This is a genomic window from Mycobacterium kyorinense, from assembly GCF_001672775.1.
GTDB lineage: Bacteria > Actinomycetota > Actinomycetes > Mycobacteriales > Mycobacteriaceae > Mycobacterium > Mycobacterium kyorinense_A.
The window spans coordinates 29,273-50,778 of sequence record NZ_LZKJ01000200.1; the positions used below are offsets into that span (position 1 = coordinate 29,273).

The following is a 21,506-nucleotide window of genomic DNA, read 5'->3' on the forward strand; positions in this document are numbered from 1 at the left end:
ATGACACATCTGACCTGGCTGCTCGTAGCCCTGCCGGCGGCCGGCGCATTGCTCCTGCTGCTCGGCGGTCGGCGCACCGACCGGTGGGGGCATCTGCTGGGCTGCGCGACCGTGCTCGCCTCGTTCGGCATGGGTGTAGCGCTGCTGACAGAGTTGCTCGGCCGGCCCGGCCACGACCGGGCGATCCACCCGAATCTGTTCAGCTGGGTGCCGGTCGGTGGGTTGCAGGTCGACTTCGGACTGCAGATCGACCAGTTGTCGATCTGCTTCGTGCTGCTGATCAGCGGGGTCGGCTCGCTGATCCACATCTACTCGATCGGCTACATGGCCGAAGACCCTGACCGCAGAAGGTTTTTCGCTTACCTCAACCTGTTCGTGGCGGCGATGCTGCTGTTGGTGGTGGCCGATAACTATCTGGGCCTCTACGTCGGCTGGGAAGGCGTGGGCCTGGCGTCCTACCTGCTGATCGGCTTCTGGTACCAGCGGCCGGTCGCAGCCACTGCGGGCAAGAAGGCGTTCGTGATGAACCGGGTCGGCGACATCGGGCTGTCGCTGGCCATGTTCGCCATGTTCGCCTCCTTCGGCACGCTGCAATTCGACGGGGTTTTTGCTGCGGCTGACGGCGCCAGTCGCGGCATGCTGACCGCGATCGGACTGCTATTGCTGCTGGGCGCCTGCGCCAAGTCCGCACAGATCCCGGTGCAGGCCTGGTTGTTCGACGCCATGGAGGGGCCCACCCCGGTTTCCGCGCTGATCCACGCCGCGACGATGGTGACCGCCGGGGTGTATCTGATCGTGCGGTCCAATCCGCTTTACAACCTTTCTCCGGACGCGCAATTGGCGGTGGTGATCGTCGGCGCGGCGACGCTGCTGTTCGGCGCGATCGTTGGCTGCGCCAAAGACGACATCAAGCGCGCGCTGGCGGCATCGACGATCAGCCAGATCGGCTACATGGTGCTGGCCGCCGGACTCGGGCCGGCCGGATACGCCTTCGCGATCCTGCATCTGCTCACCCACGGCTTCTTCAAGGCCGGGCTGTTCCTCGGCTCCGGCTCGGTGATCCACGCGATGGACGACGAGCAGGACATGCGCCGCTACGGCGCGCTGCGGTCTCTGCTGCCGATCACCTTCGCCACCTTCGGACTCGGCTATCTGGCGATCATCGGGATACCTCCGTTTGCGGGCTTCTTCTCCAAGGACGCCATCATCGAGGCCGCCCTGGCCGCCGGCGGGGTCCGCGGCGCGATCCTCGGTGCGGCGGCGGTGTTGGGCGCCGGCATCACCGCGTTCTACATGACCCGGGTGATGCTGATGACGTTCGCCGGCGAAAAGCGTTGGGCCGACGATGCGCATCCGCATGAGGCGCCGGCGGTGATGGTGTGGCCGATGATCCTGCTGGCGGTCGGCTCGGTGTTCTCCGGGGGCCTGCTGGCCGTGGGCGGCACCCTGCAGGACTGGCTCGAACCGGTTGTGGGTGTCCATGAGGGCGCTCATGTCGCCCCGGTGTGGGTGACCACCTCGGTGACCCTGATCATCGTGCTCGTCGGTGTCGGGGTTGCCTACCGGATGTACGGCAGGCGGCCTGTCCCCGCGACCGCGCCCGCCGATGTCTCTGCGCTGACGGCGGCCGCACGTAACGACCTCTACGGCGACGCGTTCAACGAGGAGGTGTTCATGCGGCCCGGTGGGCAATTGACCCGCGCGCTGGTCGAAGTCGACAACGCCGGTGTAGACGGCTCGGTCAACGCGCTGGCCGCGCTGGTCAGCCGGACCTCAGATCGGCTGCGCGGCTTGCAGACCGGGTTCGCCCGCTCCTACGCGTTGTCGATGTTCGTGGGTGCGGCACTGGTTGCCGCCGGAATCCTGGCGGTGCAACTGTGGGCATGAGCTTCCCCTGGCTTTCGCTGCTGTGGCTGCTGCCGTTGGCCGGCGCGGTGCTGGTCATCGTCATGCCACCCGGGTGGCGGCAATTCGCCAAATGGTTCGGGCTGGCGGTGGCACTGGCAGCGTTGGCGGTGGCGATTGTGATCACCGCCGGATTCGATACCGGTGGTGCGCCCTATCAGTTCCTCGAATCCCGCCAATGGATACCGGCATTCGGTGCCGGCTACACCCTCGGGGTGGATGGTATCGCGGTGGTGCTGGTGCTGCTCACCGCGGGGCTGGTGCCGCTGCTGATGCTGGCCGGCTGGAACGATGGTGGTGAGCGCAGCCGGGGACCGCACGGCTACGTCGCGCTGACATTGACCGTCGAGTCGATGGTGCTGATCTCGTTGGTCTCCCTCGACGTGCTGCTGTTCTACGTGTTCTTCGAGGCCATGCTCATCCCGATGTACTTCATGATCGGCGGGTTCGGGGAAGGGGCGCACCGGTCCCGCGCCGCGGTGAAATTCTTGCTGTACAACCTATTCGGCGGCCTGATCATGTTGGCGGCCGTCATCGGGGTGTATGTGGTGACCGCCCAGCACGGCGCCGGGACGTTCGATTTCCGGGAGATCGTCGCCGCATTCTCACCGGGTTCCTCGGTTGTCGACCCTGCCGTGCTCAAGGCGCTGTTCCTTGGTTTCATGTTCGCGTTCGCGATCAAGGCGCCGTTGTGGCCGTTCCACCGGTGGCTGCCCGATGCGGCGGTGGAATCCACCCCGGCGACCGCGGTGCTGATGATGGCGGTGATGGACAAGGTCGGCACGTTCGGCATGCTGCGCTACTGCCTGCAGCTCTTCCCCGACGCGTCAACCTATTTCCGGCCAGTGATCGTCGTACTGGCGGTGATCGGCGTGGTCTACGGCGCGATCGTGGCGATCGGCCAGACCGACATCATGCGCTTGATCGCCTACACATCGATCTCCCACTTCGGTTTCATCATCCTCGGCATCTTCGTGATGACCAGTCAGGGCCAGAGCGGGTCGACGCTGTACATGGTCAATCACGGCCTGTCCACCGCCGCGGTGTTCCTGATCGCGGGATTCCTGATCTCGCGCCGCGGCACCCGGTCGATCAGCGCCTTCGGCGGCGTGCAGAAGGTGGCCCCGGTATTGGCCGGAACCTTCCTGGTCGCGGCAATGGCAACGTTGTCGCTACCGGGATTGGCGCCGTTCATCAGCGAATTCTTGGTCCTGGTCGGCACTTTCAATCGCTACTGGCTAGCGGCGGCGTTCGGTGCCACTGCTTTGGTGTTGTCGTCGATCTACATGCTGTGGCTCTACCAGCGCGTGATGACCGGACCTGTCCGTGAAGGTAACGAAAAGATCCGTGACCTGGTCCCGCGCGAAGTGGTCGTCGTCGCGCCGCTGATCGCGCTGCTGCTGGTGCTCGGGTTCTATCCGAAACCGGTGCTGGACATCATCAATCCCGCGGTCGGCAACACCATGGCCACCATCGGACAGCAGGACCCGGCGCCCACTGCGCCGGCTCGGACTGCGCACCAGCCGCGGACAGCAGAAGGACCGCATCGATGAGCATGCCCACGCCCAGCGTCGAATACGTACTGATTTCTCCGATGCTGATCGTCTTCGGCGTCGCGGTGACCGGCGTGCTGTTCGAGGCGTTCCTGCCGCGACGGTTCCGCTACGCCGGCCAGGTGACGCTGGCGATTGGTGGGCTGGTCGCCGCGTTCGTCGCAATTGTGGTGGTGGCCGGGAAAATTCCGTCGTCCGGCGATACCGCGGTGCTGCGGGCCCTGGCCATCGACGGCCCCACTCTGTTACTGCAGGCCACGGTCGTGCTGGTGTCGGTGATGGCCATCATCTTCATCGCTGAACGCCGCGGCGGGAACAATGTCGCCACGGGTCCGGGCGCGGCGACGGCGGTTGCGCCCGGCCTGGACTCGTTTACCCCGCAAGCGTCCGCGATTCCCGACAGCGCAGGCGAACGCCAAGCGGTGCGGCTCGGGGTGGCCCAGACCGAGGTCTTCCCACTGACGATGCTGGCCGTCGGCGGCATGATGGTGTTCCCGGCGGCCAACGACCTGTTGACGATGTTCATCGCGCTGGAAGTCCTGTCGCTGCCGTTGTACCTGCTGTGTGGCTTGGCTCGCTACCGCCGACTGCAGTCGCAGGAGGCGGGACTGAAATATTTTCTGCTGGGCGCATTCTCGTCAGCGTTCTTCCTCTACGGCGTGGCGCTGCTGTATGGCGCGACCGGCACACTGGCACTTCCCGGTATCCGGGACGCGCTGGCGGCACGGCCCGGCGACTCGATGGCGTTGACGGGCATCGCGCTGTTGGCTGTGGGCTTGCTGTTCAAAGTCGGCGCGGTACCGTTCCACTCCTGGATCCCCGACGTGTACGACGGCGCGCCGACGCCGATCACCGGGTTCATGGCGGCAGCCACCAAAGTCGCGGCATTCGGCGCGTTGCTGCGCGTGATCTACGTCGCGATGCCGCCGCTGCACGACCAGTGGCGGCCGGTGCTGTGGGCGATCTCGATTTTGACCATGGTGATCGCCACCATCACCGCGATCAACCAGACCGACGTCAAACGCATGCTGGCGTATTCGTCGGTGGCACATGTCGGTTTCATCCTCACCGGTGTGATCGCCGACATCCCGGCGGGTGTCTCCTCGACGATGTTCTATCTGGTCGCCTACAGCTTCAGCACTGTCGGCGCATTCGCCGTCGTCGGTCTGGTCCGCAACACCAACGGCGAAGAGAACGCAGCCATGTCCCGGTGGGGCGGGCTGGGGCGGCGTTATCCGGTTGTGGGCCTGCTGTTTTCGATGTTTTTGCTGGCGTTCGCGGGTATTCCGCTGACCAGTGGGTTCGTCAGCAAGTTCGCGGTGTTCAAGGCGGCGGCCGAGGGCGGAGCGGTGCCGTTGGTGATCATCGGTGTGGTCGCGAGCGGGGTGGCGGCCTACTTCTACGTCCGGGTGATTGTGCTGATGTTCTTCACCGAGCCGCCTGCCGAAGAGTTGCAGGTCGTGATGCCGAGTTTCTGGAGTAAGGCGGCGATCGCAGTGTGCGCTGCGGTGACCATTGGGCTCGGCGTCTTCCCGCAGCCGCTGCTCGATCTGGTGGAGCGGGCCGCGCAACTTGTGCAATGACGGTCCTTCGCGACGACGCCGGACCGGTACGAATACTGACCCTGAACCGTGCCGAGGCGCGGAACGCGTTGAACAGCGCGTTGATCGAAGCTTTGTACGATGCGTTATGCGAGGCCGATGCCGATGCATCGGTGCGCGCGGTTGTCCTCACTGGGGCTGACCCGGCGTTTTGCGCGGGTGTGGACTTGAAGCAGGCGCAGCTCGAGGGCGCGGCGTATTTCGAGCGGTACCAGTCGCATAACTGCATCACCCGGGTGGCCGAGATGGCCACGCCAGTTGTCGGCGCGATCAACGGCCCGGTGTTCACCGGTGGGCTGGAGATGGCGCTGGGCTGCGATTTCCTGATCGCCTCGGAGCGAGCGGTGTTCGCCGATACCCATGCGCGAGTGGGTATTCTGCCCGGCGGCGGGATGACGGCGCGGCTGCCGCAGTTGGTCGGCGCGGCGATGGCGCGGCGGCTGTCGATGACCGGCGAAGTCGTCGACGCGTCCCGGGCCGAACAGATCGGAGTGGTGACCGAGGTCGTCCCGCATGCGCGGCTGCTGCCCCGGGCGGTCGAGTTGGCCGGCCAGATCGCCGAGGTTCCTGCGCCGATCATGGCCGGGCTCAAGGAGATCTACCTCAAAGGATCGGCTGCGCTCACCGATCCCGCGTTAGCCGCCGAGCAGGCGATCTCCGGTGCGCGGTCGGACACCACCGATCTCGGTGCCCGCTACGCCGAGATCAGCGAACGCAACCGCCGACAGATCCGTGGGTAGCAGGTCGCCCGAAATCAACCATGCTCGTCACCCGCCGGCGCCGGATCAACGGTGAACGGCCGGATCGCCAACAGGTAAATCGCCAAGATCGCCAACGGCGCGGCCAACGGCAGCCATGGCAGTTGCAAGGGAAACGCTGTTGCGACCAATCCGACCAGCGTGAAACCAACGGCCCCCATCAGAGCTGACCCGCTGAAGGTTTCGAGCCCGGTGCCCGTACTGACGGCGTGCCGCAGTAGCAGATAGGCCGCTGCCGCCAGCCCGGCCGCCGCGGCCAGCATAGGCGCGGGGTTTGACAAGACAATGGCGATCACCGTCAGCAGCACCGCAAGTGTTGCGGCCGGTCGAACCAGCGCTCCAATGGCCACGGCAACCAGAGCAAGGAGCGTGACGACGAATGTGGCGCCCTGCGAGCCGATCCCGACAGCTGCCACCATCAGCAGCCCGCAGGCGATCGACAATGCGCGGGCGATCATCGTCGCCCCGCCACTGGGCGTCGATGGTCAGGAACCGCACGCATCGACTGGTCCAAGGTGTGCTCGGCCTGCCACGCCACCACATCGACACCGATCGTGGCCATGTCGCGATACATGGCCGACCGCTGCAAACTCCACAGTCGGCCAATCAGCGGGTCCTGCCGATCCTCGAACGGCGAGCCCTGCAGGACGTCGACGGCCACCACGACGTGGCCACGCTTGCGCAAGTCGATCAGCGCCAACGCAAATTCAGTGTCTAACAACGTGGAGAATGCGACGACGATCGCGCCCGGCGGCACAGCGGCGCGTGGTGCGAGAGTGCCGGTGGTGGTTTCGAACTCATCGCCTTCGCCGAGCACCGTATCGAGTACCCGGTAAAACTGACGCTGGCCGATGTCGGCGCCCAGCCATCGCGGCCGCCGCCCACCGAGCGCCACGATGCCGGTGCGATCACCGTTGCGCAACGCGGTCTGCACCACCTGAGCCGCGCCGCGAACGGTGCGCTCGGTGGCTTCTGTCGCCGGACCTGGCGGCTGTGGATAAGTATCGACGAGCACCACCACGTCGGCTGCCCGATCGGTCAGCCGCTCGGTCACATGCAAGCTGCCGCGCCGCGCGCTCACCGGCCAGTTGACCGTGCGCAACTGATCACCGGGCACGTAGGCGCGGATATCGGCGTATTCGACGCCGCGGCCGATGTGCCGGGTGAGATGGGTGCCCAGCCGGTCGAGCAGTTCGGTCTGCGGGAGAGCCGTGGGCTGCGGGGGTGCTATCGGAAAGACGTTGACGTAGGCCGCATCTGCGGTGGCGGACCCGACCAGTAACCCGCCGTGCGCGACGACGTCGAGGGTGGCCCGGATCGGATAGCGGCCCCACCGGTCGGCGGTGGCGGCGATGGTTTGTTGCTGAGCAGAGGGCCGCTCGACCACGGCCAGCTGCATGCCGTCGACCGCAGCCACCGTGAGATCGACTGCGACGCCGGGACTTTCGGTGGTCGCCGTCACGCTCAGCTGGGTCTGCTCGGACTCGAAGCAGCGCAGTGAGCCAGGTTCGGCGTGCACCCTGACCTTGGGCAGCTGCCGCTGCCAACCGATCGAACACAGCACGCCCAGCAGCGGCGCCGCGAACGCCAAAAGCTGCCACTGCGACGCGACCAGCGCCGCCACCAAAGCCGCACCGGCACAGGTGGCCACGGCTTTCGTCAGCGCCGACGCCCGCCACCGTAAGGTGACCTGCCGGGTTTGGGTCACGTCGTTGCACCGCGCGCACGCGGAACCGGCAGGCGGCGCAACAGTTCTTCGACGACGTCTGAACCCTGGATCCGTCGCACCCACATCTCGGGGCGCAGCGTGATCCGGTGTGCCACCGCCGGAACGGCGAGCGCTTTGATGTCTTCGGGTATCACGTAATCCCGTCCGAGCAACAGCGCGCGGGCGCGCGCGAGTTGCACCAAGTCGAGTTCGGCGCGGGGGCTGGCGCCGACGGCGACCTGCGGATGGTGGCGGGTCGCGGCGGCCAACGAGACCACATAGTGCAGAACGTCTTCATGCACGCTCACCTGTTCCACCGATTCCCGCATCACCAGCAGATCGTGGGCGTCGACAACCTGGTTGACCGTCGGCTCGGCCGAACCCCGGTCCAGACGACGGCGCAGCATCGAGGCCTCGTCGCGCTCGGAAAGGTAACGCAACTCGAGGCGAACCGCGAACCGGTCTAGCTGCGCCTCGGGCAACGGGTAGGTGCCTTCGTACTCGATCGGGTTGTCGGTGGCCAACACGATGAATGGTGTTGGGAGCCGGTGCGTTTGCCCGTCGATGCTGACCTGGTATTCGGCCATCGCCTCCAACAACGCCGCTTGAGTTTTGGGCGGCGTCCGGTTGATCTCGTCGGCCAGCAGCAGATTGGTAAAGATCGGTCCCGAACGGAATTCGAAGCGCCCCGACTGCATGTCGTAGACAGTCGAGCCCAGTAGATCGGCTGGCAGCAGATCGGGGGTGAACTGGACGCGGGTGAAGCCAAGCCCCAGCGCCGCGGCGAACGATCGCGCGATCAGCGTCTTCCCCAGGCCGGGTAGATCCTCGATGAGCACATGACCGCGGGCCAGCACCGTGGTGAGAATCAGCGTGAGGGCGGAACGCTTTCCGACGACCACACGCTCGATTTCGTCGAGCACCGCCTCGCAGCGGGCAGTAGTTACCTCGGTGGGTCCCGCGGTGCCTCCAGTCATACCTGCTCCAACCGTTGCAGAATTTCCTCGAGCGCCGCTCGGCCGGGGCCCGGTTCCTTGCCGCCGGTTTGCGCGACGTTGTTGGGGTCCACCCATGCCCACAGCCGCGGACCCAAAAGCATTTGCCCGGTGGTAGAAAACGCCGCCGGATCTTTGGACTGCTTCTGCCCGGTGGCGATCGCGAACCGCCGGGCCAGAATCGGACGCAGATGCCGATCCCAGTCTGCCCGGTTGGATTCCGACCACCGGATCAACGTCTCGGTGCGAGTTAGCCAGCTGCGCAACGACTCCCCCAGCTCATTGCCGGCAGCGACACGCGTGGACTCGTCCTGGTGACCGATGAACCGACGAATATTGACCACCGCCAACGCCACCGCCACCCCGGACGCCCACAACACGAGTCGACGATCGGGCAGCACCAACATCACCGCCTCTACCGCGACGACCACGCACACACTCAAGACCGCCAGGCGTTTCATACCAGGCTCCGCAATTCGGCGAGAACCAACTGCAGCACATCTGCCGCGGTCTGGCGATGACCCTCGTTCATCACATGCCGACTGAACCGCGCCTCGGCGAACAGCTGGACGAGCTGGGCGGCGTTATCGGCATGCAGCGCACGATGTTCGACGGCCCGGGCCAGCACTTCGGTGGGCGTGTCGAATTCCTGCGGCGCAGCGTCGGGTACTTTGGCCAGTTCGCGCTCCATCGCCGCGTAACACGCGATGATCGCTTCTCGCGGTTCGCGGCTCAGATCGCCGACCTCGCTGAGGCCGACTTCGGCTGCGCGGACAAGCGTTTCGGAGGCTGCGGTGGAAACAGGCGGCTCGGCCGTTTCGACAGGCGCAATGCGGGGTGCGGTGCCGCGCCGTCGTCGGGCGGCGACGACTCCGCCACCGACGAGTAACACCAGGAGCGCCACCGTGCTCACGACGAGGTAACCCAGCACGTCTTCGTCAGAGTCCGGCTCCCGCGGCTGTTCAGGCGGTGGCACGGTCTCACCGGTCGGCAGCTGGGTGTTCGGCGCGGTCGTGTCCGGAAGCTGCCCAACACCGGATGGCCCGAAAAACCGCGTCAACAGCCACACCAGCAGTAGCCACCCGACGAGCACCGCGGCTCCGATCAGCAGTATCCGCCAGCCGGGCCGTCCGGCGCCGCCGCCGAATCGGTCGGGCAGATTGCCGGCACTGGTGGCCGGCGTGCGCGGATCACGGAGTCGGGCGATGACGGCCGCACCGACGATCACCAGCGAGATGGCCAGCAGTGCCAGCACATACAGCAGCGAGGCCGAACCGCGCGGCGGCTCGTGCCGCGGCGCGCGTTCGACGCCGGGCAGATATCCGTGCAACGCCGCGGCCACGACGATCAAGAGCACGATCACGGCGACGACGCGGCCTGTCGCCTTGTCGATCACGGGCATCGGCACACCACTCGACCGGTTGCCTGCCGCTGTTGCGGCATGGGCTGGCCTCATCCTGGCACGGCGCCCGCTACTGCCGCCAGCAAACGCGCCAGTCGGGCTAGCCGGTCAGCCTCGTCGGTAGGACGCCAGGTACGGCGGCAGCGGAATTGCCGGGTCGAGGCCTTCGGCCGGGACGGGTGCCCCGGCGGTCACGGCCAGCGGCAACACGCCGGCCCAGTGCGGCAGCGCCAGGTCTTCGGGGTCGTCGACCGGCCCGCCGTCGCGTATTTTGGCCGAAACCTCGAGCAAGTCCATCGCCAGGACGGCGGTTGCGGCCAGCTCGCGTGCGTTGGGCGGCCGACTGTCAGCGGCGCGACCGGCCGCCACGTGGTCAAGCAAGGCATCCAACGCGCGCAGCTTTTCCTGTCGGTCCCGGACAAGGCGCGCGGTGCCGTGCACGATGACCGACCGGTACTTCATCGAGTGGTGCAACGCGGAGCGGGCCAGCACCAGGCCGTCGACCAGGGTGGTCGTGACGCAGACCGGCAGACCCTCCGATGAGGCCGCCAGCATCGGACCGCTGCCGGTGGAACCATGCAAATACAGCACCTCGCCGACCCGGGCGTGCGTCGTCGGCAGGACCACCGGGCGGCCGTCGCGGAGGTAACCGACGTGACAGATCAGGGCCTCGTCGAGGATGCGGTGGACGGTGGCGCGCTCGTAGTGGGCGCGTTCCCGATACCGGCTGGGCGTGCTCCGCGCAGTGGGCGCGTAGGTCGACGGCGAGTCCATTTCGCTCCGCAGGTGTTTGTACTAGTGCATACTGTTATATGTGCCAGTACGATACACCATTCGCGGGTCGGGCGCCGAGGCAATAGCGACCAGCGTCGAGGAAGCCATCTCCACGGGCGCGCTGTCCCCCGGCGCCGAGCTGCCACCGATCCGGCAACTCGCCGCACAGCTCAGCGTGAACGCCAACACCGTTGCGGCCGCCTACCGCCTGCTGCGTGACCGCGGTGCAGTCGAGACCGCGGGACGGCGAGGCACCCGAGTGCGCGAACGCCCCGCCACCACACCGCGATCCCTGCGCGGGCTGGCGATCCCCGAAGGCGTGCGCGATCTGTCGACGGGCAACCCCGATCCTGCGTTGCTGCCGATCGCCCATGCCCAGCCTCTACGGCAACGACGCGCGCCGCTGCTGTATGGCGAGCCCGCGATGTCGCCCGAGTTGACCGAATACGTGCAGGTGTCGTTGCGCGACGAGGGCGTGCCGGCCGAGTACGTCGCGGTGACAGCCGGCGCGCTCGACGGCATCGAACGAGTTCTCGCAGCACACCTGCGGCCCGGCGATCGAGTGGCAGTCGAAGACCCGGGCTGGGCGAATCTATTGGATCTCCTTGCTGTCATGGGATTTTCGGTCGAGCCGCTGCGCGTCGACGACGACGGGCCGCTGGTCTCCGATGTTGCCGACGCGCTGCGCCGCGGCGTGCGGGCCGTGGTGGTCACCACTCGGGCCCAGAATCCGACCGGCGCGGCGATCTCTGCGCAGCGGGCCGCGGAGTTGCGGCGGGTGATTGCCGACCGTGCCGACGACTTGTTGCTGGTGGAAGACGACCACTGCGCCGGTATCGCCGGCGCCGCGCTGCATGCCCTGGCCGGGTCGACGCGCCATTGGGCCTTCGTGCGGTCGGCATCCAAGGCGTACGGACCGGACTTGCGGCTGGCAGTTCTGGCCGGGGACCGCCGGACGGTCGAACGGGTACACGGCCGGTTGCGGCTGGGGCCCGGCTGGGTCAGCTATCTTCTGCAAGACCTCGCGGTCAGCTTGTGGCGCGACAAGGCGGCAATTCAGCTGGTACACAAGGCCCAAGACATGTACCGCCGCAACCGCGCGACGCTGCAGTCGGCGCTGGCCGAGCGTGGCGTGGATTCCCACGGTGAATCCGGCCTCAACGTCTGGATTCCGGTGCCCGACGAAACCGTCGCGATCACCCGGCTACTCGCTGCCGGCTGGGCGACCGCCCCGGGAACGAGATTCAGAATCGGCTCCCCGCCGGGGATACGGATTACTGTCTCGAATCTTGTTGCCGCCGAGATCGATCCGCTGGCCGACGCCGTCGCCGAGGCGGTACATGCTTTGGGACGCGCCAGCGTCTAGGGTCGCACTATGACGACACGCTCACGCTTCGTTGCCGCCGTTCTGATCGGATTCGGACTGTATTCGACACTTCTCGGCTTGTTCATGCTGTTCGCCCCGGGCACCTTCTTCGACACTCTGGGCGCGTTCGGGCCGCGCAACAACCACTACATCTTCGACACGGCATCGTTCGAGCTGCCGTTGGGTCTGCTGCTACTCGCCGCACTGCGGTGGCCGAGTTGGCGAGTCCCGGCTTTGGCGTTCGCGGTGGCGCATTGGGTACTGCATTCGCTGAGCCACATCGTCGACACCGGCCATGCCGACGGCCGGCTGGTCGGATGGCTCGAGTTCGCCGGCCTGGCGCTCGGCACCATCCTGCTCGCGGTCGCGCTGCGCAGCAGTGTCCGCGCGGATGAGGCACACTGACGCTGTGCCGCCGCACCGAGACGTCGAGGCATTCGAGAACCGCGCGTCCGGATACGACCGCGGGTGGCGCGGCAGGCTGCATCACGCGATCGCCGATCGCACCGCAGAGTTGGCGGTCGCGACCGTCGCAGCCCCCAACCAAGTGCTCGACGTCGGATGCGGGACAGGGTATCTGCTTGGCGTACTCGCCGCCCGCTATCCCGGCGCACAGCAGCTGGCCGGCATCGATGCCGCGTCGCAAATGATCAGTACCGCAACCGCTTTAGCACGCGAAAACCGAGTGTCTTTCTCGGTCGGGGTGGCCGAACACCTCGACTACCCTGACGCAGCGTTCGACCTGATCGTGAGCACGACGTCGTTTGACCATTGGTCCGATCAGCAAGCAGGGCTGACCGAATGCTTCCGGGCGCTGCGCCCTGGCGGCCGCTTGGTGCTCGTCGACCAGTTCTCCCGCTGGCTGGCGCCGACTCTGATCACCACCCGCCGCGGCAAAGCGCGTACCCGCGGCCGCGCCACTCGACTTTTACTGCAGGCCGGGTTTTGCTCTCCGCGCTGGCATCGGCTGCACGCGGTGATCATCAACGCGGTGACCGCCGCCAAACCCGATTAGCCGTACGCCCGGAAGCTGCCGTCGAGCACCTGCAGATGACCGATCGTGCGGCCGGTGACAGCGCTCGCGTCCACTAGCGCCAATTTCACTGCGGCCCGCGCGAATTCTTCCGCCGTCGCGACCTCGTCGAACTCGCGGGTGTAGTACGAAAGTCCTGGCGTCAGTATGGCTTTGGACGGCGAGAGCGCGTTCACCGCGATGTTGTGGCTCTGCAGATCGAACGCGGCACACCACGTCAGGTGCTCGAGCGCCGCTTTGGATCCGCCGTAGCCGGGCAGCACGCCACCGCTGCGGTCGGCGTAGGGCCCGTCGCCGGGTAGCCGCGCCGCTACCGAGGTGATGTTGATGATCGACCCGAAACGGGCGGCGACCATGTCGGGGCACACCAGTTGGATCAGCTCGTAGGCAGCGAACACCGAAATCTCGAAGTGTCGCCGGTATGCGGCCAGCGGCGTGCCCAGCAGCGGCGGCCAGCCCGGTTTGGCCGCGCCTGACGGCGTTCTAGCCGGTTTGGCTGGCTTGGCCGGAGCGTCGGGCTTAGGCGGGCGGCCGGGCGCGGTGAACGCCGCATTGTTGACCAGTATGGTGATGGGGCCCAAGGCGTCTCGTGTCTCGCTGACCAACCGGTCGATGTCGTCGCGGTCGAGCAGGTCGGCGCGGATCGCAATGGCGCGCCCGCCGGCTGACTCGATGTCGGCGACGGTCTGTCCGATGGTGCCGGGCAGTCGGTCGTCCCAAACCTGTTCGGTGCGACCGACAACGGCCACGGCGGCGCCTTCGGCCGCGAGCGCCAGCGCGATCGCGCGGCCCAATCCGCGGCTGGCGCCGGTGACAATCGCCGCGCGACCGTCGAGTCGTCCTGTCATCGACTGCCCCTCTCCACGATGAATTGCACCATCCGCCCGCCGCAGTCTGGCCGCGTCGGTACTGCCAAGTCGACCTGCCGGCGGGCCTGCTCGATAACCGGTGTCTGCGGGTCCAGCACCGAGAGGTAGGCCGTGTGGGCCGCGAGCGCGGCGACGGCGACGGCGATATAGCCGTCCACCACCTCGACGTGAGTACCGTCTGGCCCGTTCTGAAACAACCAGCGCGGCGGATCGGGCAGGGCATCGTAGGCTGCGCTGACCGCGGCTGCGAACTCGATGTGGTCGCGTTGGTTGGGCATTTCCGGCGCCCATTGCGGCCCACCGTAAATCGTCACCACCACGTCGGGTTTGGTGTCGTTGATGGCTGACGCGATCTTCGCCCGCAGCTCGTCGGTATCGCGGATGTTGCCGTCGGGGAAGTCCCAAAAATCAACATCGTCGACGCCGACAATGGCCGCCGACCGGCGCTGCTCGGCTTCCCGGACCGGCCCGGCTTGCTCGGGGGGCATGCCCGCAATGCCGGCTTCGCCACGACAGGCCAACGCGTAGCGGACCGACTTACCCTGGGCCGTCCACTTCGCCACCGCAGCCGCGATGCCGTATTCGGGGTCGTCGGGGTGCGGAACCAAGACCAGCGCGCTGCGCCAGTCACTGGGGAATGCCTGCAGTGCCGCCACGATCGTTATGCGATCACGCCGTGCACGACGATCGCAGTGGTCTGATCCACCCAGGCGTCGTCGAGGTCCTCGTCGGGACGCAACAGCAACCGCAACAACGTCGCTCCCCCGATCAGTTCGACCAACCGGTCTGGGTGCACGTCCGGGTGGACCTCGCCGCGTTCGACGGCCTCCCGCAACCGCACCCGCACAGCGCTGAACAGATTCGCGAACCGCGACATCACCCTGGCGTTGAGTTCGGAGTCGGCGGTCATGTCGGCCACCAGTCCGGGCAGTGCCGCCCGCACCACTGGGCTGGTGAACACGTCGCGCGCGGCAGCGATCATCGCCCGCACGTCGGCGGCCATATCACCGGCCGGGCTCACCAAAGCGGTGGGCGCCACCGGAAACGCCGCCTCGTGCACCAACTCGGCCTTGCTCGACCAACGGCGGTACAGCGCGGTCTTGGTGGTCCCGGCGCGGTCGGCGACGGCAGCCAACGTGAGGTTCGAATAGCCGATTTGCACAAGCAGTTCCGCCGTCGCCGCCAATATGGCAGCGTCGATGCGCGGGTCCCGGGGCCGCCCGGCGCCCGGCGACTTGTCAACCGAAGTCAGGTCTGCTTTCATAACGCTACCCACCGTATCGTAATTGCCGGAGGCGATTGTGGCCAACCAACCCGCTGTCAGCGACATCGGCCGTCTGCAACGGTCCAGCCGCGACGTCACCACCGTGCCGGCGGTGATGTCGCAATGGCTCTCGACGGTGATGCCCGGTGGCGTCACCCCGCAGGTGACCGTGGAAAGCGGCATCGACGCCAACGGGATGTCCTCCGAGACTCTCATCCTGACCGGACGCTGGGACGACCACGGAGCTGCGGTCGAGCAGCGCTGGGTAGCGCGGGTGGCGCCCACTGCCGAGGACGTGCCGGTGTTCCCGTCGTACCGACTGGATCATCAATTCGAGGTGATGCGCCTGGTCGGCGAACTCACCGACGTGCCGGTCCCGTTGGTGCGCTGGATCGAGACCACCGGCGATGTCCTGGGCAAGCCGTTCTTCCTGATGGACCATGTCGAGGGTGTGGTGCCGCCCGACTTGATGCCCTACACCTTCGGCAACAACTGGTTCGCTGACGCTCCCGCTGAACGCCGACGCGAACTGCAGGACACCACCGTCGAAGTGCTGGCTAAGTTGCACTCAATTCCGAACCCGCAGAAGGTCTTCGGGTTTCTCGACGAGGGCCGATCCGGCGACACGGCACTGCGCCGGCACTTCGAGTGGGTGCGGTCCTGGTACGACTTCGCCGTTCCGGATATCGGCCGCTCCCCCTTGCTGGAGCGCAGCTTCGACTGGCTGGAGGCGCATTGGCCGCAGCAGGCGGCCGCCGCTGAGCCGGTGCTGTGTTGGGGCGACGCCCGGATCGGCAACGTGCTCTACCGCGATTTCACACCGGTGGCGGTGCTGGACTGGGAGATGGTGACGCTGGGGCCGCGTGAACTCGACGTGGCATGGATGATCTTCGCGCACATGGTCTTTGAAGAGCTCGCCGGTCTGGCAACGCTGCCCGGGCTGCCGGAGGTGATGCGCGAGGATGACGTCAGCGCCTGCTATCGGCGCCTGGCCGGTGTCGAACTCGGGGACCTGCACTGGTTTTACGTGTATTCGGGCGTGATGTGGGCCTGTGTGTTCATGCGCACCGGCGCGCGGCGGGTGCATTTCGGCGAAGTGGAGAAACCCGACGATGTCGAGTCGCTGTTCTACCACGCCGGATTGATGAAAAGACTTATAGGAGAAGACTGATGCTCGGACCGCTCGACGAGTTTCCGGTACACCAGATCCCGCAGCCGATCGCCTGGCCGGGCTCGTCGGACCGCAACTTCTACGACCGGTCCTACCTCAACGCCCACGACCGCACCGGCGACATCTTTTTGATCACCGGCATCGGCTACTACCCCAACCTCGGAGTCAAGGACGCGTTCGTGCTGATCCGCCGCGGCGACACCCAAACCGCGGTGCACCTGTCGGACGCCATCGACCAGGACCGGCTCAACCAGCACGTGGGCCGCTACCGAGTCGAGGTCAGCGAACCGCTGCGCAAGCTCCGGGTGATCCTGGAGGAAACCGAGGGTATTGCCGTCGACCTGGCCTGGGAGGGGTTGTTCGACCCCGTCCAGGAGCAGCCGCACATTTTGCGATCGGGTAACCGGGTGACGCTGAACGCGCAGCGCTTCGCCCAGCTGGGCTCGTGGAGCGGGCGAATCGTGCTCGACGGGGAGGAAATCGCCGTCGACCCATCGACCTGGATCGGTAGCCGGGACCGCTCGTGGGGTATCCGCCCGATCGGTGAGGCCGAACCAGCGGGACGTCCGGCCGATCCGCCCTTCGAGGGCATGTGGTGGCTCTACGTGCCGATCGCGTTCGACGACTTCGCGATCGTGCTGATCATTCAGGAGGAGCCCAACGGGTTCCGGTCACTCAACGACTGCACGCGAGTCTGGCGCGACGGCCGCGTCGAACAGTTGGGCTGGCCGCGGGTCAAAATTCATTACCGGTCGGGTACCCGCATCCCGACCGGCGCCACGATCGAGGCGTCCAGGCCGGACGGCACCCCGGTGCGCTTCGAGGTGGAGTCCAAGCTGGCGGTGCCCATCCACGTCGGCGGCGGCTACGGCGGCGATTCGGACTGGCTGCACGGCATGTGGAAGGGCGAGAAGTTCACCGAGCGGCTGACCTACGACATGACCGACCCGGCCATCGTCGCGCGCGCCGGATTCGGGGTCATCGACCACGTCGGCCGGGCGGTGTGCCGCGACGGCGACGCCGAGCCGGTGGAGGGCTGGGGGCTCTACGAGCACGGCGCGCTGGGTCGACATGACCCGTCGGGGTTCGCCGACTGGCTGACAGTGGCGCCCTGACCGGCGCCCTGACCGGCGCGAACGTCGACTTGTTGGGATATTTCGGGCGTTTGGGCGCAACAAGTCGACGTTGGACGGTTCACTGAGAGGCATGGACTGGACCGCCGACGTTGTCGTAATCGGGGCCGGTTTCGCCGGACTCACCGCAGCCCGTGAGCTGAGGCAACTCGGGCACGACGTGGTGGTCCTCGAGGGCCGCGACCGGGTGGGCGGGCGCTCCTACACCGGGCATGTCGCCGGCATCCCGGTCGATCTGGGCGGTACGTTCGTCGGCCCGACCCAGGACGCGGTGTTGAAGCTGGCCGCCGAACTCGGCATCGACACCATCCCGACCTTTGCCGATGGCGCCAACCTGATCCGGTGGCGCGGCGAGACCCGCTCGTATTCCGGCACGATCCCGAGGTTGTCGCTGGGCGGACTGCTCGACATCGGCCGGGTGCGTTGGCAATTCGAGCGCATTGCCCGGCGCGTGCCGCTGGCCGAACCGTGGACCGCGCGGCGAGCGTCGCGGTTGGACGAACAGTCGCTGGGCGGCTGGCTGCAGTCAGTGCGTGCCGGCGCCACCGCCCGCGACCTGCTGGCGATCATGGCCCGGGTCACCTGGGGCTGCGAACCCGACGACGTGTCGATGCTGCACGCCGCCCGATATGTGCGGGCGGCCGGTGGCCTGGATCGGCTGCTCGACGTGCACGACGGTGCGCAGCAGGACCGCTTCTTGGCCGGCACTCAGCAGATCGCCGACGCGATGGCCGTCGAACTCGGCGACCGGGTGGTGCTGGGCGCCGCGGTGCGCAGTATCGAGCACCGGGACGGCGCGGCGCGTATTGCCAGCGAAAACGGAAGGGCCGAAGCCAGATTCGTGGTCGTGGCGATCCCTCCGGAGCATCGGGCGAGCATCGAGTTCACTCCTGCGCTGCCGGCCGAATACCAGCGGCTGGCTACCTGTTGGCCGCAGGGCCGACTGTCCAAGGCCTACGCCGCCTACCCCACTCCGTTCTGGCGGGACGCCGGGTGCTCAGGCGAAGCGCTGTCCGACGAGGGCCCGGTGTTCATCACGTTCGACGTGAGCCCGCAGCCAGACGGGCCGGGCATCCTGCTGGGATTCGTCGACGCCCGCAGCTTCGACGCGTTACCTGCAGAGCAGCGTCGCCAGCGCGCGTTGGACTGCTTCGCCTCGCTGTTCGGTGACGATGCCCTCAAGCCACTCGACTATGTCGATCACCGTTGGGGCGCAGAAGAATTTGCGGCCGGTGGGCCGACGGCTGCGGTGCCGCCGGGATCGTGGACCCGTTACGGGCCGTGGTTGCGCCGCCCGGTCGGGCCGGTTCACTGGGCAGGCACCGAGACCTCCGATGAGTGGACCGGGTTCCTGGACGGGGCGGTGCGATCCGGCCAGCGTGCGGCCGCCGAGGTTGCCGGCCGGCTACGAGCTGATGCGCCGCGCGCCGGCGACTGATTCCACCAGTTCGCGCAGCTGGCGGTTGACTTCGGTGGGGCGTTCGAGCATCGCGCAGTGACCACCGGGCAGCACGACGAGCCCGACCAGGTTCGGCGCGGCCGCCGCGATCCGGCGGGACTGGCTCAGCGGCGTAAGCCGATCGCGTTCGCTGCCGATGACCAGCGTGGGCACCGTCAGACCGGACAAGCTGATGTGCCGCGACCCCAGCGCGTCGACCAGCGCCCTGCCGCAGCCGCCGCGTCCCGCCGGTGAGGTGGCGTCGAACAGCTCGTAGATGAGGTCCCCGATGTCGGGGTCGGCGTCGGCGCCGACTGCCAGCAGCGAAATCATTTCGCGGGTTGCGCGCCGTACCGCGGGCGGCACCGTGAACGAACCGAAGATGTTGACCAGTGCGCGCCCGCCCAACACCCGGACCGCTGCGAACGGCGCCGGCACCGGCAGCAGCTTCACCTCGCGCAGCAGATCTCCGGTGGTCGTGTTGATCAGCGCGACGGCGTCGGCGCGGTGCGGGACCTTGTGGCGATAGCGCTCCGACCAAGCGGCGATCGCAATTCCGCCCATCGAGTGGCCGGCGATGACGGCGTGCTCCCCTGGGGCAAGGGTGGCCTCGAGTACGGCGTCGACGTCGGAGGCCAGGTGCTGGAGCCGGTAATTGCCGCGCGGGGGCAGACCGCTGCGGCCGTGGCCGCGGTGGTCGAAGGCAATGACGCGGTAATCGGTGGCCAAATCCGCGATCTGGTAGGCCCATACCCGGATCGCGCACGTGATGCCGTGCGCCAACACGATCGGATAGCCGTCCTCGGGTCCGAAGACCTCGGTATGCAGGCAGGTGCCGTCCGGGGCGCGCACCGGCACTATCCGGCTTGGCGGCAATTCAAGTGGTATCGGGGCAGATCTGCGGTGTGCTTGCTGAGAACTCATCGCCGCCTCCCCTCCGGATGCGCCCTCCCAGCCGCATGCGTCGATGCGTCGAGTCTAGGCCGATTGACGGCGGTCAGCCTGCACTTCATCGAAGACCGTCGGATCGCCAATGCGCCGCCGGGTGCTGAGACAACCACGGGTGGGCCGACTCCAGTTGGGAGGCAACGCGAATCAGCACGTCCTCCCGACCGTAAGCGGCGGCGAGCTGGACGCCGATCGGCAGACCCTCGGCATTGCGGTGCAGCGGGAGGCTGATCGCCGGCTGGCCGCTCATATTGAACGGCGGCGTGAACGCCGCGAACCGCCCGGCGCGGCGCATCGGCGCCGTCGGCTGCTCGGGGTCATCCTCGAATTCCGTCAGTGGTAGCGGCGGCTCGGCTAACGTCGGGGTGAGCAACAAGTCCCAGCCGTCGGCCCACCACTGCTGCAGGTCACGCCGAAACGCCCAGCCCGCGGCTTGCGCGGCCGCGTAGTCCACGGCGGTCAACCGCTGAGCCTGCTCGACGAGCACCCAGTTCACCGGCTCGATGTCGTCTTTGGTCATTTCGCGCCCGAGCATCTCGCCGAAACCCCTCGTGGCCATCGCCATTTGCGTCGCCCACAGTGCCATGAACTTGTCGACCAACGTAGTATCTGCCAGACACCCCGGCCAGGCCGGCTCGACGGTGTGCCCCATGCCCTCCAGCATCGACGCCGCGGCGCGCACCGCCGAAACACAGTCCTCGTGCAAGAAGTCGCCGCGCGGATGGACGTCGAGCAGTCCGATGCGCAGCCGGCCAGGGTCGGCACCGAGCTCGTCGGCATAGGGCCGCTGCGGCGCCGGCGCGATCACGGTATCGCCGACACCGGGGCCGCGCACCGCATCAAGCAGCCGCGCGGTGTCGCGCACCGTGCGGCTGACGCACAGTTCGACGCCCAGCCCCACCTCGGCGCGCAGCGGCCCGACCGTGATCCGTCCCTGGCTCGGTTTCAGCCCCACCAGCCCGCAGCAGGACGCGGGGATGCGGATGCTGCCGCCGCCGTCCGAGGCGTTGGCGAACGGAACCATGCCGGCCGCCACCGCCGCGGCCGCCCCGCCACTCGACCCGCCCGGGGTGCGGTCAAGCGCCCACGGGTTGCGGGTCGCGCCCCACGCCAGCGGTTGCGTGGTCGGCAAGCTGCCCATCTCCGGGGTATTCGTCCGCCCGGCGATGACAAGCCCGGCCGCCTTGAACCGGGCGACCAGAGTCGTGTCGGCGGTGTCGATTCTGCCTGCGGCTTTGAGCGCGACGCTTCCGTTCGACAGGGTCTGGCCGGCGAAGCTGGTGTAGAGGTCCTTGAGCAGAAATGGGACGCCGCGAAATGGACCATTGGGCAGGTTGGGATCGGCGGCCAGCGAACGGGCATGGTCGAACCACTCGATGACCACGGCGTTCAACACCGGGTTGGACTGCTCGATCCGCTCGATCGCCGCTTCCAGCAGCTCGGACGGCGTGACTTCCCCTTTTGCCACCAGCGCCGCCTGGTCGGTGGCGTCCATCCATCGCGTCTCGTCAGCAAGGCCAGTCATGGCTCAAGGTTGTACCACGAGCGGCCGTCGGCATTTCTTGACAATGAGAACGGCCCCGGGGGC

21 protein-coding genes are annotated in these 21,506 nt (G+C 67.3%); 10 read left to right on the top strand and 11 right to left on the bottom strand.

Annotated elements, in window-relative coordinates; all coding sequences use genetic code 11:
• The 4 genes from nuoL to A5707_RS21850 are packed head-to-tail and all read left to right on the top strand — an operon-like array spanning position 1 to position 5,799.
• Positions 1-1,887: an NADH-quinone oxidoreductase subunit L gene (nuoL, locus tag A5707_RS21835; protein WP_065016518.1), complete on the top strand. Its 1,887-nt coding sequence runs from the start codon at positions 1-3 to the stop codon at positions 1,885-1,887.
• Positions 1,884-3,458, top strand: coding sequence for an NADH-quinone oxidoreductase subunit M (locus tag A5707_RS21840; protein ID WP_065016519.1), 1,575 nt, complete (start codon positions 1,884-1,886; stop codon positions 3,456-3,458). Before nuoL ends, A5707_RS21840 begins: the two co-directional genes overlap by 4 nt.
• Positions 3,455-5,041: an NADH-quinone oxidoreductase subunit NuoN gene (nuoN, locus tag A5707_RS21845; RefSeq protein ID WP_065016520.1), complete on the top strand. Its 1,587-nt coding sequence runs from the start codon at positions 3,455-3,457 to the stop codon at positions 5,039-5,041. The genes A5707_RS21840 and nuoN overlap by 4 nt, the downstream gene beginning before the upstream one ends.
• A complete protein-coding gene (locus tag A5707_RS21850) occupies positions 5,038-5,799 on the top strand; it encodes an enoyl-CoA hydratase (RefSeq protein WP_065016521.1) in 762 nt (253 codons plus the stop codon). Before nuoN ends, A5707_RS21850 begins: the two co-directional genes overlap by 4 nt.
• A 14-nt stretch (positions 5,800-5,813) precedes the next feature.
• Here A5707_RS21850 and A5707_RS21855 read toward each other — a convergent pair whose 3' ends face one another.
• The 6 genes from A5707_RS21855 to A5707_RS21880 all read right to left on the bottom strand — a co-directional run bounded on the left by A5707_RS21855 (position 5,814) and on the right by A5707_RS21880 (position 10,696).
• The gene (locus tag A5707_RS21855; RefSeq protein WP_065016522.1) at positions 5,814-6,275 is read right to left on the bottom strand and encodes a hypothetical protein; all 462 of its coding nucleotides are present in this window, start codon (positions 6,273-6,275) and stop codon (positions 5,814-5,816) included.
• Complete coding sequence (locus A5707_RS21860; RefSeq protein ID WP_065016523.1) at positions 6,272-7,525, bottom strand: DUF58 domain-containing protein; 1,254 nt, start codon at positions 7,523-7,525, stop codon at positions 6,272-6,274. Before A5707_RS21860 ends, A5707_RS21855 begins: the two co-directional genes overlap by 4 nt.
• Positions 7,522-8,502, bottom strand: a complete 981-nt coding sequence (locus A5707_RS21865; RefSeq protein WP_065016524.1) for an AAA family ATPase — start codon at positions 8,500-8,502, stop codon at positions 7,522-7,524. The genes A5707_RS21860 and A5707_RS21865 overlap by 4 nt, the downstream gene beginning before the upstream one ends.
• Positions 8,499-8,981: a hypothetical protein gene (locus tag A5707_RS21870; protein ID WP_065016525.1), complete on the bottom strand. Its 483-nt coding sequence runs from the start codon at positions 8,979-8,981 to the stop codon at positions 8,499-8,501. The genes A5707_RS21865 and A5707_RS21870 overlap by 4 nt, the downstream gene beginning before the upstream one ends.
• Positions 8,978-9,922: a DUF4129 domain-containing protein gene (locus A5707_RS21875; RefSeq protein ID WP_065016648.1), complete on the bottom strand. Its 945-nt coding sequence runs from the start codon at positions 9,920-9,922 to the stop codon at positions 8,978-8,980. The genes A5707_RS21870 and A5707_RS21875 overlap by 4 nt, the downstream gene beginning before the upstream one ends.
• A gap of 108 nt (positions 9,923-10,030) precedes the next feature.
• Entirely contained in the window at positions 10,031-10,696 is a 666-nt protein-coding gene (locus A5707_RS21880; protein ID WP_065016526.1) for a pyridoxamine 5'-phosphate oxidase family protein, read from the bottom strand.
• Between the two features lie 40 nt (positions 10,697-10,736).
• Between A5707_RS21880 and A5707_RS21885 the strand changes: the two genes are divergently transcribed.
• The 3 genes from A5707_RS21885 to A5707_RS21895 are packed head-to-tail and all read left to right on the top strand — an operon-like array spanning position 10,737 to position 13,077.
• Entirely contained in the window at positions 10,737-12,062 is a 1,326-nt protein-coding gene (locus tag A5707_RS21885; protein WP_065016527.1) for an aminotransferase class I/II-fold pyridoxal phosphate-dependent enzyme, read from the top strand.
• A gap of 9 nt (positions 12,063-12,071) precedes the next feature.
• Positions 12,072-12,467 carry a hypothetical protein gene (locus A5707_RS21890; protein ID WP_065016528.1) on the top strand — a complete coding sequence of 132 codons (396 nt, stop codon included), beginning with the start codon at positions 12,072-12,074 and terminating at the stop codon, positions 12,465-12,467.
• Complete coding sequence (locus A5707_RS21895; RefSeq protein ID WP_197495401.1) at positions 12,454-13,077, top strand: class I SAM-dependent methyltransferase; 624 nt, start codon at positions 12,454-12,456, stop codon at positions 13,075-13,077. Before A5707_RS21890 ends, A5707_RS21895 begins: the two co-directional genes overlap by 14 nt.
• On the opposite strand, the gene A5707_RS21900 is transcribed toward A5707_RS21895, so the two are convergent.
• From A5707_RS21900 to A5707_RS21910, 3 genes are read right to left on the bottom strand one after another with little or no spacing between them, the layout of a single operon-like run.
• A complete protein-coding gene (locus tag A5707_RS21900) occupies positions 13,074-13,943 on the bottom strand; it encodes an SDR family NAD(P)-dependent oxidoreductase (RefSeq protein WP_065016530.1) in 870 nt (289 codons plus the stop codon). The genes A5707_RS21895 and A5707_RS21900 overlap by 4 nt on opposite strands.
• Positions 13,940-14,620: a PIG-L deacetylase family protein gene (locus tag A5707_RS21905; RefSeq protein ID WP_065016531.1), complete on the bottom strand. Its 681-nt coding sequence runs from the start codon at positions 14,618-14,620 to the stop codon at positions 13,940-13,942. Before A5707_RS21905 ends, A5707_RS21900 begins: the two co-directional genes overlap by 4 nt.
• Before the next feature lie 5 nt (positions 14,621-14,625).
• The gene (locus A5707_RS21910) at positions 14,626-15,228 is read right to left on the bottom strand and encodes a TetR/AcrR family transcriptional regulator (protein ID WP_065016532.1); all 603 of its coding nucleotides are present in this window, start codon (positions 15,226-15,228) and stop codon (positions 14,626-14,628) included.
• A 37-nt stretch (positions 15,229-15,265) separates the two neighbouring features.
• Here A5707_RS21910 and A5707_RS21915 point away from each other — a divergent pair, with 37 nt between their 5' ends.
• The 3 genes from A5707_RS21915 (at position 15,266) to A5707_RS21925 (ending at position 18,970) form a co-directional block, all read left to right on the top strand.
• Positions 15,266-16,399, top strand: coding sequence for a phosphotransferase family protein (locus tag A5707_RS21915; RefSeq protein WP_065016533.1), 1,134 nt, complete (start codon positions 15,266-15,268; stop codon positions 16,397-16,399).
• On the top strand, positions 16,399-17,514 hold the full coding sequence (locus A5707_RS21920; RefSeq protein WP_065016534.1) for a hypothetical protein: 1,116 nt from the start codon (positions 16,399-16,401) through the stop codon (positions 17,512-17,514). Before A5707_RS21915 ends, A5707_RS21920 begins: the two co-directional genes overlap by 1 nt.
• A 70-nt stretch (positions 17,515-17,584) precedes the next feature.
• A complete protein-coding gene (locus A5707_RS21925) occupies positions 17,585-18,970 on the top strand; it encodes a flavin monoamine oxidase family protein (RefSeq protein WP_269455161.1) in 1,386 nt (461 codons plus the stop codon).
• Here A5707_RS21925 and A5707_RS21930 read toward each other — a convergent pair.
• Positions 18,938-19,894 (bottom strand): alpha/beta fold hydrolase, encoded by a 957-nt coding sequence (locus tag A5707_RS21930; protein ID WP_065016536.1) that lies wholly within the window; start codon positions 19,892-19,894, stop codon positions 18,938-18,940. The genes A5707_RS21925 and A5707_RS21930 overlap by 33 nt on opposite strands.
• Before the next feature lie 85 nt (positions 19,895-19,979).
• Complete coding sequence (locus A5707_RS21935; protein WP_065016537.1) at positions 19,980-21,443, bottom strand: amidase; 1,464 nt, start codon at positions 21,441-21,443, stop codon at positions 19,980-19,982.
• Positions 21,444-21,506: the final 63 nt, after the last annotated feature.

What these genes read in the sequence shown, in the direction of transcription:
- nuoL (WP_065016518.1), top strand. Translation starts at nt 1, where the DNA reads ATGACACATCTGACCTGGCTGCTCGTAGCCCTGCCGGCGGCCGGCGCA.
- A5707_RS21840 (WP_065016519.1), top strand. Translation starts at nt 1,884, where the DNA reads ATGAGCTTCCCCTGGCTTTCGCTGCTGTGGCTGCTGCCGTTGGCCGGC.
- nuoN (WP_065016520.1), top strand. Translation starts at nt 3,455, where the DNA reads ATGAGCATGCCCACGCCCAGCGTCGAATACGTACTGATTTCTCCGATG.
- A5707_RS21850 (WP_065016521.1), top strand. Translation starts at nt 5,038, where the DNA reads ATGACGGTCCTTCGCGACGACGCCGGACCGGTACGAATACTGACCCTG.
- A5707_RS21855 (WP_065016522.1), bottom strand. Translation starts at nt 6,275, where the DNA reads ATGATCGCCCGCGCATTGTCGATCGCCTGCGGGCTGCTGATGGTGGCA.
- A5707_RS21865 (WP_065016524.1), bottom strand. Translation starts at nt 8,502, where the DNA reads ATGACTGGAGGCACCGCGGGACCCACCGAGGTAACTACTGCCCGCTGC.
- A5707_RS21870 (WP_065016525.1), bottom strand. Translation starts at nt 8,981, where the DNA reads ATGAAACGCCTGGCGGTCTTGAGTGTGTGCGTGGTCGTCGCGGTAGAG.
- A5707_RS21875 (WP_065016648.1), bottom strand. Translation starts at nt 9,922, where the DNA reads ATGCCCGTGATCGACAAGGCGACAGGCCGCGTCGTCGCCGTGATCGTG.
- A5707_RS21880 (WP_065016526.1), bottom strand. Translation starts at nt 10,696, where the DNA reads ATGGACTCGCCGTCGACCTACGCGCCCACTGCGCGGAGCACGCCCAGC.
- A5707_RS21890 (WP_065016528.1), top strand. Translation starts at nt 12,072, where the DNA reads ATGACGACACGCTCACGCTTCGTTGCCGCCGTTCTGATCGGATTCGGA.
- A5707_RS21895 (WP_197495401.1), top strand. Translation starts at nt 12,454, where the DNA reads ATGAGGCACACTGACGCTGTGCCGCCGCACCGAGACGTCGAGGCATTC.
- A5707_RS21900 (WP_065016530.1), bottom strand. Translation starts at nt 13,943, where the DNA reads ATGACAGGACGACTCGACGGTCGCGCGGCGATTGTCACCGGCGCCAGC.
- A5707_RS21910 (WP_065016532.1), bottom strand. Translation starts at nt 15,228, where the DNA reads ATGAAAGCAGACCTGACTTCGGTTGACAAGTCGCCGGGCGCCGGGCGG.
- A5707_RS21920 (WP_065016534.1), top strand. Translation starts at nt 16,399, where the DNA reads ATGCTCGGACCGCTCGACGAGTTTCCGGTACACCAGATCCCGCAGCCG.
- A5707_RS21930 (WP_065016536.1), bottom strand. Translation starts at nt 19,894, where the DNA reads ATGAGTTCTCAGCAAGCACACCGCAGATCTGCCCCGATACCACTTGAA.
- A5707_RS21935 (WP_065016537.1), bottom strand. Translation starts at nt 21,443, where the DNA reads ATGACTGGCCTTGCTGACGAGACGCGATGGATGGACGCCACCGACCAG.